Annotated in this window: 14 protein-coding genes; all 14 read left to right on the top strand. The window is 72.3% G+C overall.

Annotated features, from left to right (window positions below; all coding sequences use genetic code 11):
- Window positions 1-64: 64 nt before the first annotated feature.
- Window positions 65-1,075 (top strand): YihY/virulence factor BrkB family protein, encoded by a 1,011-nt coding sequence (locus ABZU46_RS02930; protein WP_354854612.1) that lies wholly within the window; start codon window positions 65-67, stop codon window positions 1,073-1,075.
- Window positions 1,076-1,416: 341 nt separating this feature from the next.
- Window positions 1,417-2,595 (top strand): ROK family protein, encoded by a 1,179-nt coding sequence (locus tag ABZU46_RS02925; RefSeq protein WP_354854610.1) that lies wholly within the window; start codon window positions 1,417-1,419, stop codon window positions 2,593-2,595.
- A complete protein-coding gene (locus ABZU46_RS02920; RefSeq protein ID WP_354854608.1) occupies window positions 2,592-4,208 on the top strand; it encodes a sugar ABC transporter ATP-binding protein in 1,617 nt (538 codons plus the stop codon). Before ABZU46_RS02925 ends, ABZU46_RS02920 begins: the two co-directional genes overlap by 4 nt.
- Entirely contained in the window at window positions 4,205-5,332 is a 1,128-nt protein-coding gene (locus ABZU46_RS02915) for an ABC transporter permease (RefSeq protein WP_354854606.1), read from the top strand. The genes ABZU46_RS02920 and ABZU46_RS02915 overlap by 4 nt, the downstream gene beginning before the upstream one ends.
- 95 nt (window positions 5,333-5,427) lie before the next feature.
- The gene (locus tag ABZU46_RS02910; RefSeq protein ID WP_354854604.1) at window positions 5,428-6,480 is read left to right on the top strand and encodes a substrate-binding domain-containing protein; all 1,053 of its coding nucleotides are present in this window, start codon (window positions 5,428-5,430) and stop codon (window positions 6,478-6,480) included.
- Between the two features lie 21 nt (window positions 6,481-6,501).
- Window positions 6,502-7,728: a Gfo/Idh/MocA family oxidoreductase gene (locus ABZU46_RS02905; protein ID WP_354854602.1), complete on the top strand. Its 1,227-nt coding sequence runs from the start codon at window positions 6,502-6,504 to the stop codon at window positions 7,726-7,728.
- Window positions 7,729-8,233: 505 nt separating this feature from the next.
- Window positions 8,234-9,400: an inositol-3-phosphate synthase gene (locus tag ABZU46_RS02900; protein ID WP_354854600.1), complete on the top strand. Its 1,167-nt coding sequence runs from the start codon at window positions 8,234-8,236 to the stop codon at window positions 9,398-9,400.
- Window positions 9,384-10,430, top strand: coding sequence for an SCO3242 family prenyltransferase (locus tag ABZU46_RS02895; protein ID WP_354854599.1), 1,047 nt, complete (start codon window positions 9,384-9,386; stop codon window positions 10,428-10,430). Before ABZU46_RS02900 ends, ABZU46_RS02895 begins: the two co-directional genes overlap by 17 nt.
- A gap of 104 nt (window positions 10,431-10,534) precedes the next feature.
- Window positions 10,535-11,485, top strand: coding sequence for a sugar phosphate isomerase/epimerase family protein (locus ABZU46_RS02890; RefSeq protein ID WP_354854598.1), 951 nt, complete (start codon window positions 10,535-10,537; stop codon window positions 11,483-11,485).
- Between the two features lie 65 nt (window positions 11,486-11,550).
- Window positions 11,551-12,159 (top strand): EboA domain-containing protein, encoded by a 609-nt coding sequence (locus ABZU46_RS02885; protein WP_354854596.1) that lies wholly within the window; start codon window positions 11,551-11,553, stop codon window positions 12,157-12,159.
- A complete protein-coding gene (locus ABZU46_RS02880; RefSeq protein ID WP_354854594.1) occupies window positions 12,160-13,014 on the top strand; it encodes a TatD family hydrolase in 855 nt (284 codons plus the stop codon).
- Entirely contained in the window at window positions 13,014-14,213 is a 1,200-nt protein-coding gene (eboE, locus tag ABZU46_RS02875; RefSeq protein WP_354854592.1) for a metabolite traffic protein EboE, read from the top strand. Before ABZU46_RS02880 ends, eboE begins: the two co-directional genes overlap by 1 nt.
- On the top strand, window positions 14,210-15,625 hold the full coding sequence (locus ABZU46_RS02870) for a nucleotide pyrophosphatase/phosphodiesterase family protein (protein ID WP_354854590.1): 1,416 nt from the start codon (window positions 14,210-14,212) through the stop codon (window positions 15,623-15,625). Before eboE ends, ABZU46_RS02870 begins: the two co-directional genes overlap by 4 nt.
- Window positions 15,622-16,689 carry a polyprenyl synthetase family protein gene (locus tag ABZU46_RS02865; RefSeq protein ID WP_354854588.1) on the top strand — a complete coding sequence of 356 codons (1,068 nt, stop codon included), beginning with the start codon at window positions 15,622-15,624 and terminating at the stop codon, window positions 16,687-16,689. The genes ABZU46_RS02870 and ABZU46_RS02865 overlap by 4 nt, the downstream gene beginning before the upstream one ends.
- Window positions 16,690-16,754 lie beyond the last annotated feature (65 nt).

Here is a 16,754-nt window from a genome sequence, read left to right as displayed (position 1 = left end):
GGTTATCAGCCGCTGTTCGCGGGGCATGTCCTGGGGGCGACACCGCCGACGAAGAGGAGGGGCGATGGCCTCCGACGAGACGTCCGCCCACCGTGAGCGCAGCGGGCCGGTCGGGCCCGACGCTGGGCCGGACAGCCCCACCGATCTGCCCGGCAGCGGCTGGAAGGCTGCGCTGCGCCGCACGGTCACCGAGTTCCAGGACGACAGCCTGACCGACTGGGCGGCGGCGCTGACCTACTACGGGGTGCTGTCCATCTTCCCGGGCGTGCTGGTGCTGATCTCCATCCTCGGCCTGCTGGGCACCAGCGCCACCGAGGGCGTCAAGGAAACGGTCAACCAGGCGGTGCCCAACGAGAGCATCCAGAAGATCATCGAGGATGCGATCAACCAGGCGCGGGACAGCGGAGGCCTGGCCAGCGTCGCGGCGATCATCGGTCTGCTGGCGGCGTTCTGGTCCGCGTCGGGCTACGTCGCCGCGTTCATGCGCGCCTCGAACACGATCTACGACGTGCCGGAGGGCCGGCCGATCTGGAAGACGCTGCCGATCCGGGTCGGCGTGACGGCGGTGATCGGCGTGCTCCTGCTGGCCTGCGCGGTGATCGTGGTCTTCACCGGCCGGCTCGCCGAGGTGGTCGGGGACGTGGTCGGCCTCGGCTCGACGGCCGTCACGGTCTGGGACGTCGCCAAGTGGCCGGTGCTGCTGCTCCTGGTCAGCCTGATGTTCGCGATCCTCTACTGGGCCTCGCCGAACGCCCGGCACGGCGGGTTCCGCTGGGTCAGCCCGGGTGGGGTGCTCGCCGTGGTGATCTGGCTGGTGATCTCCGGTCTCTTCGCCTTCTACGTGAGCAACTTCGGCTCGTACAACAAGACGTACGGTGCGCTGGCCGGCGTGATCATCTTTTTGGTCTGGCTCTGGCTGAGCAACATCGCGATCCTGTTGGGCGCCGAGTTCGACGCGGAGTTGGAGCGCGGCCGGGCCATCTCGGCCGGCCACGCCGTCGACGACGAGCCGTACCTCGAACTGCGCGACGACCGCAAGCTCAGGAAGAAGCGGAATTCGGCTGCCAAGCGCTGACCTGATCGCACAGCGGCCGCTCCCGCAGCCGCAGCGCCCCGACCTGGTTCTGCACCTGCTTGCGGGCGGCCCACGGCCCGGCATCGTCCCAGCACGCCTCGACCAGATGTGTGACGTCCATCACCGCCCGGGGGGCGGGAGCGCGAGGCGCTCCCGCCCCCCGGTTCGTTTCCGCAGGCCCTTTTCTTGATCCACTATTAGCTTTTGCTCTTACGGACAAAAGTTGCCACCGGAACGGTCGAAGCTCTGGACAGGCGGTGCGGAACGCTCCTACTGTGTCGGACACAACACCTCGGCGTTGCGTCGATGTGAACGAGTTCGATGAAGAGGTGAACTCCCCGGTGCGGACCGTCGAGCCCCTGCACGTCCGACTGTTGCGGTTGCTCCGCGACGAGGGAGCCGTGTCCCGCGCCGAGCTGGGCGACCGCCTCCAGATGCCCCGCCCGCGCCTGTTGGCCGAGCTGGACCGGCTGGTCGCCCTGGGTTACGTCGCCGAGGCCGGGCTCGCCGCCTCCCGGGGCGGGCGTCGCTCCACCCTGGTCGAGCTGAACCCGAAACTGCGCTTCGCGGCCGTCGACCTGGGCGCCAGCTCGATGGACGTCGAGGTCGTCAACGGTCGGCTCGAACCGGTGGCCCACTACGCCGAGCCGGCCGACATCCGCAATGGACCGAAAGTGACCCTGCAACGGGTCAACGAGCTGCTGCACAAGGCCCGGGTCGACGGCGCGTACGAGCGGTTGGACGCGGTCGGCATCGGGGTGCCCGGCCCGGTCAGCTTCCGCGACGGTGTCCCGGTCTCGCCGCCGATCATGCCGGGCTGGGATCGGTTTCCGGTCCGCGAGCTGCTCAGCCGGGAGCACGGCTGCCCGGCGGTGGTCGACAACGACGTCAACATCATGGCGATCGGTGAGCGGCACGGCGGGGTCGCCCACTCGGTGGACGACTTCCTCTTCGTGAAGATCGGCACCGGTATCGGCTGCGGCATCTACCTGACCGGCGACGTCTACCGCGGCACCGACGGCTGCGCCGGGGACATCGGCCACATCCAGGTCGACTCGCACGGGCCGATGTGCTCGTGCGGGAACGTCGGATGTCTGGAGGCGCTGTTCAGTGGTGCCGCGCTGGCCAAGGAGGCGACCGCCGCCGCCCGCAGCGGGGCGTCGCCGGCACTGGCCGAGCGGCTGGGCCTGCGCGGCGTGGTGACCGCTCTGGACGTCGCCGAGGGCGCGGTCGAGGGCGACGTGACCTGTATCCAGCTGATCCGCGACGGCGGGCGACGGGTCGGCGGAGTCCTCGCCGGTCTGGTGAGCTTCACCAACCCGTCGATGATCGTGATCGGCGGTGGGCTGGCCCAACTCGGGCACATCCTGCTCGCCGAGATCCGCAGCGTGGTCTACCGCCGGTCGCTGCCGCTGGCCACCGGCAACCTGCCCGTCGTGCTGTCCGAGCTGGGTGGTCGGGCCGGCGTCGCCGGCGCGGCCGTGCTCGCCAGCGACGTCGCCTTCGGGGAAGCATCATGAGCGAGGAGGAGACCGTGGCCCTGTCCGACGAGACCGCCACCACCGGGTCGGCCGACGCCGACGCGCCGCTGGTCGAAGCTCCGCCCGACACCGTCGCGGGCGAGGTGGTCCTGCGCCTCACCGACGTGGTCAAGACCTTCCCCGGCGTACGCGCCCTTGACGGTGTGCAGCTCGAGGTACGCGCCGGAGAGGTGCACTGCCTGCTGGGGCAGAACGGCGCCGGCAAGTCCACCCTCATCAAGGTGCTGGCCGGAGTGCACCAACCGGATTCCGGGCTCGTCCAGTGGCGCGGCGAACCGGTCACCTTCGCCAACCCGCAGGCCGCCATGAAGGCCGGCATCGCCACCATCTACCAGGAACTCGACCTCGTCGAAGACCTCTCGGTCGCGGAGAACGCGTTCCTCGGGCACGAGTACCGCAGCCTCGGCTTCGTCCGGCGCGGCCGGATGGCCCGGCACACCCGGCAGATCCTCAGCCGGCTGGGTCACGGCGAGATCCCGCCCGGGCGGATGGTCCGCTCCCTGCCGGCGGCCGGCAAGCAGATCGTCAGCATGGCCCGGGCGCTGTCGCACGAGGCGCGACTGATCATCATGGACGAGCCGAGCGCGGTGCTGGCGCACGACGAGGTCGGCAACCTGTTCCGGATCATCCGCGAGCTGGCCGCGCAGGGCATCGCCGTCATCTACATCTCCCACCGTCTGGAGGAGATCCGCGAGATCGGCGACCGGGTCACCGTACTCAAGGACGGCCGGACCACGGCGGCGAACCTGCCGGCACGCGACACCCCGACCCGCGACCTGGTCAGCCGGATGACCGGCCGGACCATCGAGTACGTCTTCCCGGACCGGCCGGCCGACGACACCGCCGGCGCCGACCTGCTCCAGGTGGACGGGTTGACCCGCACCGGCGAGTTCGCCGACGTCTCGCTGAACGTGCGGGCCGGGGAGATCGTCGGCATCGCCGGCCTGGTCGGCTCCGGCCGGTCCGAGCTGCTGGAGACGATCTACGGCGCCCGGCTGGCGGAGGCTGGCACGGTGCGGATGGACGGCAAGGTGCTGCGCCCCGGCGTCGGTGCGGCGGTGCGGGCCGGCATGGGCATGGCCCCGGAGGAACGCAAGAGCCAGGCGCTGCTGCTCGGCGAGCCGATTTACCGCAACGTCACACTCGCCACCTTCGGCCGGTACGCGCGGCTCGGCTTCACCAACGCGGCGGCGGAACGCGCCGAGGCGGACCGGATCGCCGAGACCCTGGAACTGCGGCCCCGGGACGTCGACCGGCCGGTACGCACCCTGTCCGGCGGCAACCAGCAGAAGGTGGTGGTCGGCCGATGGTTGCTCGGCGGCACCAAGCTGCTGCTCCTCGACGAGCCGACCCGGGGCGTGGACGTGGGCGCCCGGGCCGAGCTGTACCAGGTCATCCGATCACTGGCCGCGCAGGGCGTCGGCGTGCTGCTGGTCTCCAGCGAGGTACCCGAGGTGCTGGGCCTCGCCGACCGGGTGCTGGTGATGCGGGAGGGCCGGGTCGTCCGCGAAGCCGCGGCCGGCGAACTCGACGAGAACACTGTGCTTGACCTCGTGATGGCGGGGTCCTTGATGGAAGGCGCACCGGCATGAGCGACGCGACTCCCACACCCACCGCGACACCGGAACGCCCACAGCTTCCGGCGCAGTCGCCGCCGGTGGACCCCGCGGAGACGGCGGTGACCAGCGACAAGGCCGCATCCACCGGCAAGCTCTCCTGGTGGCGGGGCGACGGCGGCGACGGCGCGAAGCGCAACCTCGGTCTGATCGGCGTGCTGGCCGCGCTCATCGTGGTCGGTGCGGTCACCAAGCCCGAGCTGTACGGCGACCCCACCTGGGTCTGGAACAACGTGCTGGCGATCCTCCAGCTCGCCTCGGTCGTCGGCGTGGTCACGGTCGGCATGACCTTCGTGATCATCGGCGGTGGCATCGACCTGTCGGTCGGAGCGATCGTCGCGCTGGCCGGGGTCTGGTGCACCACGGTGGCCACCCAGAGCTACGGCGCCGGCGGCATGATCTTCGCGGCCCTCGTGGTCGGCATCTGCGTCGGCCTGGTCAACGGCGTCCTCATCTCGTACGGCAGGTTGGTGCCCTTCATCGCGACCCTCGCGATGCTGGTGGCCGCGCGCGGCCTGGCGGCGTCGATCTCCAACAAGCAGACGCAGGTGTCGAGCAGCACGTTCATCAACGACATCGCGGCCCGCAAGGTGATCGGCATCCCGATCCTCGTCTACATCCTCGGCGCGGTGGTGGTGGCCGGGTGGGTCCTGCTCAACCGGACGACCTTCGGCCGGCGGACGGTCGCCGTGGGCGGTAACCCGGAGGCGGCCCGGCTGGCCGGCATCAACGTGCGCCGGCACACCATGCTGCTCTACGCGCTCTCCGGTCTGTGCTGCGGCATCGCCGCCATCATGCTCACCTCGCAGGCCACCTCGGCGCAGGCGGCGATGGCCAACCTGTACGAGCTGGACGCGATCGCCGCGGCGATCATCGGCGGGACGCTGCTGAGCGGGGGGCGCGGCACGATCGTCGGCTCGCTGCTGGGCGTCATCATCTTCGCCACGATCACGAACCTCTTCGCCATCAACGGCCTCTCCATCGAGGCGCAGAACATGGTCAAGGGCGGCATCATCGTCGCCGCCGTCTTGATCCAGCAGTTCCAGTTCAAGTCCGTCACTCGGCTCCTCGCGCGGAACAGGGTCACCACCGCAACCTGACGCACCGCACCGTTGTCCAGGCGACGTCGAGATCTTCGACAGTGGCCGGGCCTCGCACACCCTCATCCCTAAAAAACGCTCCCAGGAGGTCGTTCATGACCCAGCACAGTCGCGACCTGTCGCGCCGCCGGTTGCTCTTCGGTGGAGCCGCGGTCGGCGCCGCCACCCTCTTGACCGCCTGCACCAGCAACGAGACACCGGCCGCCAGCACCCAGACCAAGGCCGCCGGCAACGCCGAGGGCAACAACGCCCCGGGCAAGAAGGTCGTCATCGGCTTCTCCGCCCCGGCGGCCGACCACGGCTGGATGGGCGCCATCCACGCCAACGCCAAGGCCCAGGCCGCGGCGTACTCGGACGTGGAGTTCAAGGAGGTCGACGGCGGGTCGAACTCGGAGGCCCAGCGCTCCACGCTCGGCACCCTGATCGCCCAGAAGCCGGACATCATCGTCGTGCTGCCGCACGACGGCAAGGAGGTCAACGCCGTTGCCCTCCAGGCCATGCAGGCCGGCATCCCGATCGTCAACCTCGACCGGGCGTTCCCCGACGCGCTGGCCTCCCGGCTGGTGATCAAGGGTGACAACTACGGCATGGGCGTCTCGGCCGGGCACTTCATCGGCAAGCAGCTCAAGGACAAGGGCGTCACCAACCCGGTCATCGGTGAGATCGCCGGTCTGGAGATCCCGCTGACCGTCGAGCGCAGCGAGGGCTTCAAGGCGGCCCTGGCGACGTACGGGTTCAAGGTCACCAACCGTCGTTCGGCCGAGTTCACCCCGGACAGCGGCCAGCGCGAGGCGGCCCAGCTCCTCCAGGCGTTGCCGAAGATCGACGCAATCTGGAACCACGACGACGACCAGGGCATCGGTGTGCTCGCGGCCATCAAGCAGGCCAACCGGTCGGAGTTCTTCATGGTTGGCGGTGCCGGCTCCAAGCTCGCGATCGACGCGATCAAGGCCGATAACTCGGTGCTGAAGGCGACGGTGACCTACAACCCGTCGATGGCGTCCTCGGCGATCTCGCTGGCGCGGCTCATCGCGCAGGGTCGGGGCCTGGGCGACCTGACGGAGCTGCAGGTGCCCAAGGAAATGACCCTCGCCTCCGAGACGATCACCAAGGAGAACGCGAGCAGCTACGACAAGCTCGGGTTCTGACATACCGGGGGGAGACCCACCTTGTCCACGACAGACAGAGAACTGCGGATCGGCATGGTCGGTTACGCGTTCATGGGCGCCGCGCACTCGCAGGCGTGGCGCACCGTGAACCGCGTGTACGACCTGCCGGCACGGGCCAGAATGGCGCTGATCTGCGGCCGCGACACACCGAAGGTGGCCGAGGCCGCCGACCGGCTCGGCTGGGACGCGTACACGACGGACTGGCGTGACGTGATCAACTCCGCCGACATCGACGTGGTCGATATCTGCACACCCGGCGACAGTCACGCCGAGATCGCCCTCGCCGCACTGGCCGCCGGCAAGCACGTCCTGTGCGAGAAGCCGCTGGCCAACACAGTGGCGGAGGCATGGGCGATGACCGCCGCGGCGGACACCGCCCGCGCCGCCGGGGTGCGATCGATGTGCGGGTTCAACTACCGCCGGGTCCCCGCGGTCACGATGATGCGCCAGATGGTCGCCGACGGACGACTCGGGGTGATCCGGCACGTCCGAGCGACGTACCTGCAGGACTGGATCGTGGACCCGCAGTTCCCGCTGGTCTGGCGGTTGCAGAAGGACAGGGCGGGCTCCGGCGCGCTCGGTGACATCGGTGCGCACATCATCGACCTGACGCAGTTCGTCGTCGGTCAGCGAATCACCGGCGTCAGCGCGATCACCGAGACGTTCGTGAAGGAGCGGCCGTTGCCGGCCGGGTCGAGCGGGTTGGCGGCCACGGTGGACGGCAGCGGATCGGTGGACGGCAACGGCTCGGCCACCGGGCCGGTCACCGTCGACGACGCCGCGATCTTCGTGGCCCGGCTCGACGGCGGCGCCCTGGCGACGTACGAGGCGAGCCGTTTCGCCACGGGCCGCAAGAACGCCCTCCGAGTCGAGATCAACGGCTCGCTGGGCAGCGTGGTCTTCGACCTGGAGCGCCTCAACGAGTTGGAGTTCTACGACGCCACCCGGCCTACCCTGGAACAGGGCTTCAGCCGGATCCTGGTGACCGAGAGCGACCACCCGTACATGTCGGCGTGGTGGCCGCCCGGCCACATCATCGGCTACGAGCACTCCTTCACCCATCAGATGCGCGATCTCATCGAGGCGATCGCCACCGGCACCGACCCGGCGCCCTCCTTCGCCGACGCGTTGCAGGTCCAGCTCGTGCTGGACGCGGTGACCCGTTCGGCGGACGTCGGTTCCTCCTGGACCGACGTGGAACCGGCGCTGACCGCGGTGGCCGTCTGACCCCCTGACCATCCGCGACGGCGGTGTTCGCGCCGCCGTCGCCCGACCGGCTTTCCGGAGCCGACCGGCGAGGGACCGACCGCGGTTTGCGCCCCGCGGTCGGGACGAGGTCGGCTCCGGAGAGTGTGCAGCCGGGCCGCGTGGCCCGGTGGCGCACGAGCAGGACGGTCGTCCGGTGCGACCGGACCGGGATTCCCCGGCCGCACCGGAGGACCGCCACCACCTGAGACGTCCGGTCGGGGCACGCCAACGCCCCGGCCGGCCGGATGCGGGGGAGGCAGGGTCGAGACGCCGACCGACCCTGCCTGCCAGCCCCGTCTGCCCGCACCCGTACCGGAAACCGGTCCGTCGTCGTCGCCGCCGACGCCGACGCCGGATCCGGTGTCGTTCCGGTACGGGTCGGGCGGGCGGGGCCCATCCGCCAAGGCCGTAGCTTTTCGAAAAATATTCTGATATTCCTATATTTAAGTACACCGACGGTTCCTCCTGGACGGGAAGGAGCACCATGCGAACGGGTGTCTGGCTGGTAGGAGCACGCGGTTCGGTCGCGACCACCAGCATCGTCGGAGGGCTCGCGCTGCGGGCCGGCCTGGCCGGGCCGACCGGCTGCGTCACCGAGTTGCCGGATCTGCGCGGTCCCGCCCTCCCGTCCTTCGCGGACCTGGTCTTCGGTGGGCACGATGTGGCCACCACCCCGTTGAGCAAGCGCGCGGAGGCCCTCGCCGACACCGGTGTGATACCCGGTCGGCTGGTCGCCGCGCTCCCCGACGAGCTGGCCGCCGTCGAGCAGGAACTGCGTCCGGCCCCGCTCGGCGGCACCCAGGCCGACCGGGTCGCGACCGTCGTGGGTGACCTCACCTCCTTCCGTGCGCGCAACCGGCTGGACCGCGTGGTCGTGGTCAACGTCTCGGCCACCGAACCCGCACCTCGACCGCACCCCGGGCACGCCGACCCGGCCGCGCTGCGTGCCGCGCTCGCCGGCCCGGACGAGGTGCTGCCGCCCAGCTCCCTGTACGCGTACGCGGCGCTGCTGGCCGACTGCCCGTACGTCGACTTCACCCCGTCCACCGGGCTGCGGCTGCCGGCGCTGGCCGCGCTGGCCGAAGAGCGGCGCCTGCCGTACGCCGGGCACGACGGCAAGACCGGTGAGACCCTGGTCAAGTCGGTGCTCGCGCCGATGTTCGCGATGCGCAACCTCGCCGTGCGCTCCTGGTCCGGGATGAACCTGCTCGGCGGCGGCGACGGCGCCACCCTCGCCGACCCGGCCGCCAACGCGGCCAAGGTGCAGAGCAAGCAGCGCGTGCTCGGCGAGACGCTGGGCTACGTCCCGCAGGGCAACACCCGCATCGAGTACGTCGAGGAGCTGGGCGACTTCAAGACCGCCTGGGATCTGATCACGTTCGCCGGCTTCCTCGGCACCGGGATGCGGATGGAGTTCACCTGGCACGGCTGCGACTCCGCGCTGGCCGCGCCGCTGGTGCTCGACCTGGCCCGGCTCACCGCCGCCGCGCACGCCGCCGGGCACGTGGGGCCGTTGGCCGACCTGGGCTTCTTCTTCAAGGACCCGCTCGGCTCGCCCACCCACTCGCTGGCCGAGCAGTGGGCCCGGCTGACCGACTTCACCCAGCGGTTGCACGCCGGCCTGGACGGTGGCCATGACCACGCTGGCTGACGTGGCCGAGCTGGTCCGGGCGCCGGCCGCGCTCTCGGTCCCCGGGGACGTCGTCGCCGGCGCGGCGGCGGCCGGCGCGTTGAGCCCGCGTACCCCCGCCCTCGCCGGCGCGTCGGTGCTGCTCTACTGGGCCGGCATGGCCGCCAACGACTGGGCCGACCGGGAGTTGGACGCCGTCGAACGCCCCGAGCGGCCGATCCCCAGCGGCCGGGTCACCCCGGCCGCCGCGCTGGGCCTCGCGGCCGGCCTCACCGCCGCCGGCGTGGGCCTGGCCGCCGCCGTGGGCGGTCGCCGCGCCGCCGCGCTCGCGGTGCCGCTGGCCGCCAGCATCTGGGGGTACGACCTGCTGGCCAAGAACACCGCCGCCGGCCCCGCCGTGATGGCCGCCTGCCGAGGGCTGGACGTGCTGCTGGGCGCATCCGGCGGCCACCTGTGGCGGGCGCTCCCCTCGGCGGCGACCGTGGCGGCCCACACCTGGACGGTCACCACCCTGTCCCGGCGCGAGGTCACCGGCACGGACGCGGCCCTGCCGATGCGGACCCTGGCCGGCACCGCCCTGGTCGCCGCCAGTGCCGCCATCGCCGTCCCCGGCGCCCGTCGCGCTGCCGTCCCTGGCACCCGTCGCGCTGCCGTCCCTGGCGTCCGTGGCGCTGCCGTCCCTGGCGTCCGTGGCGCTGCCGTCCCCGCCGTCCGTGGCGCTGCCGCCCCCGGCGCCGGGGCTGCCGAAGCTGCCGGGGCCGACGGGCGGGCCGTCGTGGGCGGGGGCCGGGCCCGGTCGGCCGGGTTCGCCGTCGCGCTGCCCGCGCTGCTGGCCGGGTGGTACGCCGCCCGTTACGGCGCGGCCCAGGCCCAGGTCGTCCGGGATCCCTCGGCCGGGAAGGTCCGCGCGGCGGTCGGCGCGGGGATCACCGGCCTGCCCGCCCTGCAGGGAGCGCTCACCGCACGCGGCGGCGCCGGCCTGCTCGGGCTGGCCGTCGCGGCGGCGGCGCCGCTGGGCCGTCGGCTGGCCCGGAAGGTCTCCCCGACATGACCGTGCCCCGGCCCCGACCCGCGCAGTCCGGAACCGCTCGGCCCGAAAGCGCTCGGCCCGGAACCGCTCGGCCTCGACCCGCGCCGTCCGGCAACGGGACATTCGTGCCGCCGAGCGGCGACGCGACGACGCTGCGCCTCGGGTACGGCACCAACGGCTTCGCCAACCACCGGCTCGACGACGCGCTCGCCGTCCTCGCCGACCTCGGCTACGACGGCGTGGCGCTCACCCTGGACCACGACCACCTGGACCCGTTCGCACCCGGGCTCACACGCCGGATCGCCGCGGTCGCCCGGCGGCTGGACGCGCTCGGTCTGGGGGTGATGATCGAGACCGGGGCCCGCTACCTGCTCGACCCGTGGCACAAGCACGCACCGACGCTGCTGCACGACGACCCCACCCGGCGGATCGAGTTCCTTCGCCGGGCGGTGCGGATCGGCGCTGACCTGGGGGCGGAGGCGGTGTCGTTCTGGGCCGGTGTGCGGCCCGAGACGGTGTCACCGCAGTGCGCCTGGGACCGGCTGGTCGCCGGCTGCGCCAGCGTGATCGACGCCGCCGACAGCGCGGGCGTCACCCTCGGCTTCGAGCCGGAGCCGGGCATGCTTGTCGAGAGCATCACCGACTGGCGTCGACTGCACGCGGCGCTCGACGCGCCGGCCCGCTTCGGCATCACCCTCGACATCGGCCACTGCCGGTGCCTGGAGCCGTGGCCGGTGCCGCAGTGTGTCGCCGAGGTGGCCGACCACCTGGTCAACGTGCAGATCGACGACATGCGCCGGGGCGTGCACGAGCACCTGGAGTTCGGCACCGGTGAGATCGACTTCCCGCCGGTGCTGGCGGCCCTGGCCGAGGCCGGCTACCGCGGGCTGGTCGCCGTCGAGTTGCCCCGCGACTCGCACGCCGCACCGGACGTGGCCGCCCGGTCCATTGATTTCCTGCGCGCGGCGGCCACCTCAACAATCGGTGACCGCCGGCGACAGAAGGTACCCGCCGACGCCCTTTGCTCTGCTTCAACGGACGCAACAGATCGGGACACCAACCGTCGCGTGGAGTGAAGCAGAGCAAAGGACGCGCTCGGGCACCCGCGGAGCGGCGCAGCAGCACAAGGGGAGGAGACGGGATGACACCGGATTCACTACGGGCCGCGCTGCGGGGCGTACCCGATCCCGATTGGCTGGACGAGGCGCTGCGCCAGGTCGCGGCCGAGCCCACCGCGATCGCCCGGCTCTTTCCCGCGGTCGGCCGGCGTTGCGGTCGGGCCGCGTTGTCCGACGCCGCCGGCTGGACCGCCGACGACGCGGCCCGGGTGCTGCTGCTCACCGCCCTGCCGGGCGAGCACGCCTCGTACGCCGAGAGCCTCTACCAGCACGGTGACGCGGCCGAGCGGCGGGCCGTGCTGCGGGCCCTGCCGCTGCTGCCGATCGGCGCCGCCGGGGTGCCGCTGCTGCACGACGCGATCCGGACCAACGACACCCGGCTGATCGCCGCCGCCCTCGGCCCGTACGCCCGGCACCTCGACCCGGCCGCCTGGCGGCAGGCGGTGCTCAAGTGCGTGTTCAGCGGCGTGCCGTTGGCCGTGGTCGCCGACCTGGAGACCCGCGCCGACGGGGAGTTGGCCGGGATGCTGGCCGCGCTCACCGCCGAGCGGCACGCCGCCGGCCGGGAGATGCCCGCCGACGCCACCGACCTGCTCGACCGGCTCACCGCCGCACTGCCCCGGGAGGCGTGAATGCGCATCTTCGACCCCCACATCCACATGACCTCACGCACCACCGACGACTACGAACGGATGGCCGCCGCCGGGGTCCGCGCGGTGGTGGAGCCGGCGTTCTGGCTGGGCCAGCCGCGCACCAGTGCCGCCTCGTTCATCGACTACTTCGACTCGCTCATCGGCTGGGAGCCCTTCCGGGCCGGGCAGTTCGGGGTGCGGCACCACGCCACGATCGCGCTCAACCCCAAGGAGGCCAACGACCCGCGCTGCCGCCCGGTGCTCGACCTGCTGCCCCGCTACCTGGAGAAGGACGCGGTCGTGGCGGTCGGCGAGATCGGGTACGACTCGATGACGCCGGAGGAGGACGAGGCCTTCGCGGCGCAGCTCGCCCTCGCCGTGGCGTACGACCTGCCGGCGCTGGTGCACACCCCGCACCGGGACAAGGCGCGCGGCTGCGAGCGCACCCTCGCCGTGGTCGCCGAATCCGGCATCGACGCGGGTCGCGTGGTCGTCGACCACCTCAACGAGGTGACCGTCAAGCTCGTCCGGGACAGCGGCTGCTGGCTGGGTTTCTCCATCTACCCGGACACGAAGATGACGCCGCAGCGGATGGTCGATCTGCTGCGCGAGTACGGCACGGAGCGGATGCTGGTCAACTCGGCCGCCGACTGGGGTCGCTCCGATCCGCTGCTGACCCGGGCCACCGCGGAGGCCATGCTGCTCGCCGGGTTCAGCGACGACGACGTCGACCGGGTGCTGTGGCGCAACCCGGTGGAGTTCTACGGCCAGTCCGGTCGGCTCGACCTGAGCGACCTCGACGTCACCGCCGTGGACCCGCAGACCGGCAACTCGATCCTGCGCGGCGGCAGCTGATGCGGCTGCGACATGCCGGCGGCGACACCGTCCATCTCGGCTACTGCACCAACGTGCACCCCGCCGAGGACCTCGCCGGCATCCTCGGTCAACTGGACACCTACGCCGTACCGGTGCGGGAAGCGCTCGGCAGCGACCTGCTCGGCCTCGGCCTGTGGCTGGCCGCCCCGGTCGCCGCCGAGCTGGCCGCCGACCCGGCGCTGCGTCTGCGGCTGCGCGCCGAGCTGGACGCGCGCGGGCTGGAGGTGGTCACCCTCAACGGCTTCCCGTACGCGGCCTTCCAGGCGCCGGTGGTCAAGCAGGACGTGTACCACCCGGACTGGACCACCGAGCAGCGGCTGACGTACACAGTGGATCTGGCCCGGGTGCTCGCCGACCTGCTGCCCGACGACGCCGCCCGGGGCTCGATCTCCACCCTGCCGCTGGCCTGGCGGCGGCCCTGGGACACCGAGCGGGCCGACGCCGCCCGACGCCGGCTGGACCAGCTCGCAGCCGGCCTCGCCGCGGTGCAGCGCGACACCGGCCGCGAGGTGCGGGTCGCCTTCGAGCCGGAGCCCGGCTGTGTGGTGGAGAGCACCGGGCAGGCAGCCACGCTGCTGGACGGCATCGACACCGACCGGTTGGGCGTCTGCCTCGACCTGGCCCACCTGGCGTGCGCCTGGGAGGAGCCGGCCGAGGCGTTGGAACGACTGCGGGCGGCCGGACTGCCCGTGGTGAAGGTGCAGGTCTCCGCCGCCGTCGAGGCGGCCGACCCGGCCGGCGGCGCGGACGCGCTGCGCCGCTGGGTGGAGCCGCGCTTCCTGCACCAGACCCGGAGCGCCGGCTGCGCCGGTCTGGCCGACCCAGCCGATGCGGCGTACGCGGCCGACGACCTGGACGAGGCGTTGGACCGGGAGCTGCCCGGCCCGTGGCGGGTGCACTACCACGTGCCGCTGCACGCCCCACCGGAGGAACCGCTCGGCTCGACCCTGCCCGTCCTGCGCGCCGCCCTGAGAGCGCTCTACAGCGGGCCGACCGCCGGGTGCGACCACCTCGACGTCGAGACGTACACCTGGGGGGTTCTGCCGGCCGCGCGGCGGCCGGGCACCGACGCGGAGCTGGCCGCCGGCATCGCCGCCGAGCTGGCCTTCGCCCGAGACGAACTGGTCGGCCTCGGGCTGACCCCGGAACACACCGTGACCGCGGGAGTGACGCGATGAGCCGACGACTGGTGGTACTCGACGTGGTGGGGCTGACCCCCCGCCTGCTGGCGCACATGCCTCGGCTGCGCGGCGTCGCCGACGGCGGCTTCCGGGCCGAGCTGGGCACCGTGCTGCCCGCGGTGACCTGCTCGGTGCAGTCCACCTTCCTGACCGGCGAGCAGCCCAGCGGGCACGGCATCGTCGGCAACGGGTGGTACTTCCGGGAGCTGGGCGAGGTGTTGCTGTGGCGGCAGCACAACGCGCTGGTCGGCGGGGACAAGCTCTGGCAGGCGGCCCGTCGGGCCGAACCGGGCTACACCGTGGCCAACGTCTGCTGGTGGTACGCCATGGGCGCGGACGTCAACTGGACCGTCACGCCGCGACCGGTGTACTACGCCGACGGCCGCAAGGAGCCGGACTGCTACACCGACCCGCCGGAGCTGCACGACGCGCTCACCGGGCGGCTGGGCACCTTCCCGCTGTTCACCTACTGGGGGCCGACCGCCGGGCTGCCGTCGTCGCGGTGGATCTGCCAGGCCGCCGAGCAGATCCTGGCCGACGTGTCACCCGACCTGACCCTGGTCTACGTCCCCCACCTGGACTACGACCTGCAACGCTTCGGCCCCTCGTCGGCCCAGGCCGCCGCCGCGGCGGCCGAGCTGGACGCGGTGCTCGGCCCGCTGCTGGACGCCGCACGGGCCCGCGACGCGACAGTGGTGGTGCTCTCCGAGTACGGCATCACCGACGTGTCCCGGCCGGTGGACGTCAACCGGCTGCTGCGTGCCGAGGGGCTGCTGCGGGTGCACACCCAGGCCGGCATGGAGTACCTCGACCCGTGGACGTCGAAAGCGTTCGCGGTCGCCGACCACCAGGTCGCGCACGTCTACGTCAAGGACCCGGCCGACGTGCCGGCGGTGGCGAAGCTCTGCGCCGGGCTACCCGGGGTGGCCGAGGTGCTCGACGCCGAGGGCAAGGCCGCGCACGGGCTGGACCACCCGCGCGCCGGCGAGCTGGTGCTGGTGGCCGAGCCGGACTCCTGGTTCACCTACTACTACTGGCTCGACGACGCCCGCGCGCCGGACTTCGCCCGGCTGGTCGAGATCCACCGCAAGCCGGGGTACGACCCCGCCGAGCTGTTCTTCGACCCGGCCAACCCCGGTGCCGCGAAGGCGCGCGCAGGCGTGGCGCTGGCCCGCAAGAAGCTCGGCATGCGCTACCTGATGAGCGCCGTCGGCCTGGACGCCGGCGCCCAGGCGGTACGCGGCTCACACGGGCGGCTGCCCAGCGACCCGGCGGACGCCCCGGTGCTGCTCTGCTCCGACCCGTCCGCTGCCCGGGACCGGGTCGCGGCCACCGAGGTGAAGGCGCTGCTGCTGGAGTTGGCCGGGTTGGCCAACGGCGACGGTGGCCGGACCGGGGTGGGATCGTGACGTCCACCGTCGCCCCGACGGACGCGAGCAGGCTGCGGGAGCGCTTCGACGCGGAGTTGGCCGCCTTCCTCGACCGGCAGGGCCCGGACTGGCCCGACGGAGCGCCGCGCGGGGTGTTCACCGCGCTGCAACGGTTCGTGCTGGCCGGCGGAAAGCGGCTGCGTCCGCTGTTCTGCTACTGGGGCTGGCGGGCTGCCGGGGCTGCCGACGGCCGCCCGATCGTGGTGGCCGCGGCGGCGCTGGAGCTGTTCCACGCGTTCGCGCTGATCCACGACGACATCCTGGACGGCAGCGACCGCCGCCGGGGCGAACCGTCGGTGCACCGCCTCTTCGCCGACCTGCACGCCCGCTCGTCGTGGCGCGGCGACCCCGAGGCGTACGGGCGCAACACCGCCCTGCTCTGCGGGGACCTCTGCGCCGCCTGGTCGGATCAGATGTTCCACGAGTGCGGGCTGGACACCGAGCAGGTGCACCGGGGCTACGCCGTGTTCGCGCTGATGCGTACCGAGGTGATCGCGGGGGAGTACCTCGACCTGGTCTCCGGGGTGGGTGACGGCTCGGTGGCCAGCGCGCTCACCGTGATACGGATGAAGGCTGCCCGGTACACGGTCACCCGACCGTTGCAGATCGGCGCGGCGCTGGCCGGGGCGGGGCCGGAGCTGATCGCGGCTCTCGGCGAGTTCGGTGATCCGTTGGGTGACGCGTTCCAGCTCCGCGACGACGTGTTGGGCGTCTTCGGTGATCCGGCGGTCACCGGCAAGTCGATCCTGGACGACCTGCGCGAGGGCAAGCCCACGGTGATGATGGCGCTGGCCCGCAGCGCCGCCGACCGGTCGCAGACCCTGCGGCTGCGTGAGCTGTTCGGCAACCCGAAGTTGGACGCGGACGGCGCGGTCGAGCTGCGCGAGATCATCGAGGCCACCGGCGCCCGGGACCGGATCGAACAGATGATCAGGATCCGCAAGGAAGCGGCGACGGGAGCGCTGGCGGCGATCCCGCTCCCGGATTCGGTACGGGCGGCGTTGGTGGGGTTGGCCAGTCAGGTGACCGGTCGGCAGTCGTGACGTGTCGGCGTCGCGTGCCGCCCCTCGTCGGGTGCGGCACGCGACGCCCCTTCTGGGGTCCCAAC

Source organism: Micromonospora sp. NPDC005197 (genome assembly GCF_040608295.1).
Lineage (GTDB): Bacteria > Actinomycetota > Actinomycetes > Mycobacteriales > Micromonosporaceae > Micromonospora.
The sequence above is the reverse complement of the archived record's forward strand: the minus strand, read 5'-3'. Positions and strand labels throughout refer to the sequence as shown.

What these genes read in the sequence shown, in the direction of transcription:
- ABZU46_RS02930 (WP_354854612.1), top strand. Translation starts at nt 65, where the DNA reads ATGGCCTCCGACGAGACGTCCGCCCACCGTGAGCGCAGCGGGCCGGTC.
- ABZU46_RS02920 (WP_354854608.1), top strand. Translation starts at nt 2,592, where the DNA reads ATGAGCGAGGAGGAGACCGTGGCCCTGTCCGACGAGACCGCCACCACC.
- ABZU46_RS02915 (WP_354854606.1), top strand. Translation starts at nt 4,205, where the DNA reads ATGAGCGACGCGACTCCCACACCCACCGCGACACCGGAACGCCCACAG.
- ABZU46_RS02910 (WP_354854604.1), top strand. Translation starts at nt 5,428, where the DNA reads ATGACCCAGCACAGTCGCGACCTGTCGCGCCGCCGGTTGCTCTTCGGT.
- ABZU46_RS02900 (WP_354854600.1), top strand. Translation starts at nt 8,234, where the DNA reads ATGCGAACGGGTGTCTGGCTGGTAGGAGCACGCGGTTCGGTCGCGACC.
- ABZU46_RS02895 (WP_354854599.1), top strand. Translation starts at nt 9,384, where the DNA reads ATGACCACGCTGGCTGACGTGGCCGAGCTGGTCCGGGCGCCGGCCGCG.
- ABZU46_RS02885 (WP_354854596.1), top strand. Translation starts at nt 11,551, where the DNA reads ATGACACCGGATTCACTACGGGCCGCGCTGCGGGGCGTACCCGATCCC.
- ABZU46_RS02880 (WP_354854594.1), top strand. Translation starts at nt 12,160, where the DNA reads ATGCGCATCTTCGACCCCCACATCCACATGACCTCACGCACCACCGAC.
- eboE (WP_354854592.1), top strand. Translation starts at nt 13,014, where the DNA reads ATGCGGCTGCGACATGCCGGCGGCGACACCGTCCATCTCGGCTACTGC.
- ABZU46_RS02870 (WP_354854590.1), top strand. Translation starts at nt 14,210, where the DNA reads ATGAGCCGACGACTGGTGGTACTCGACGTGGTGGGGCTGACCCCCCGC.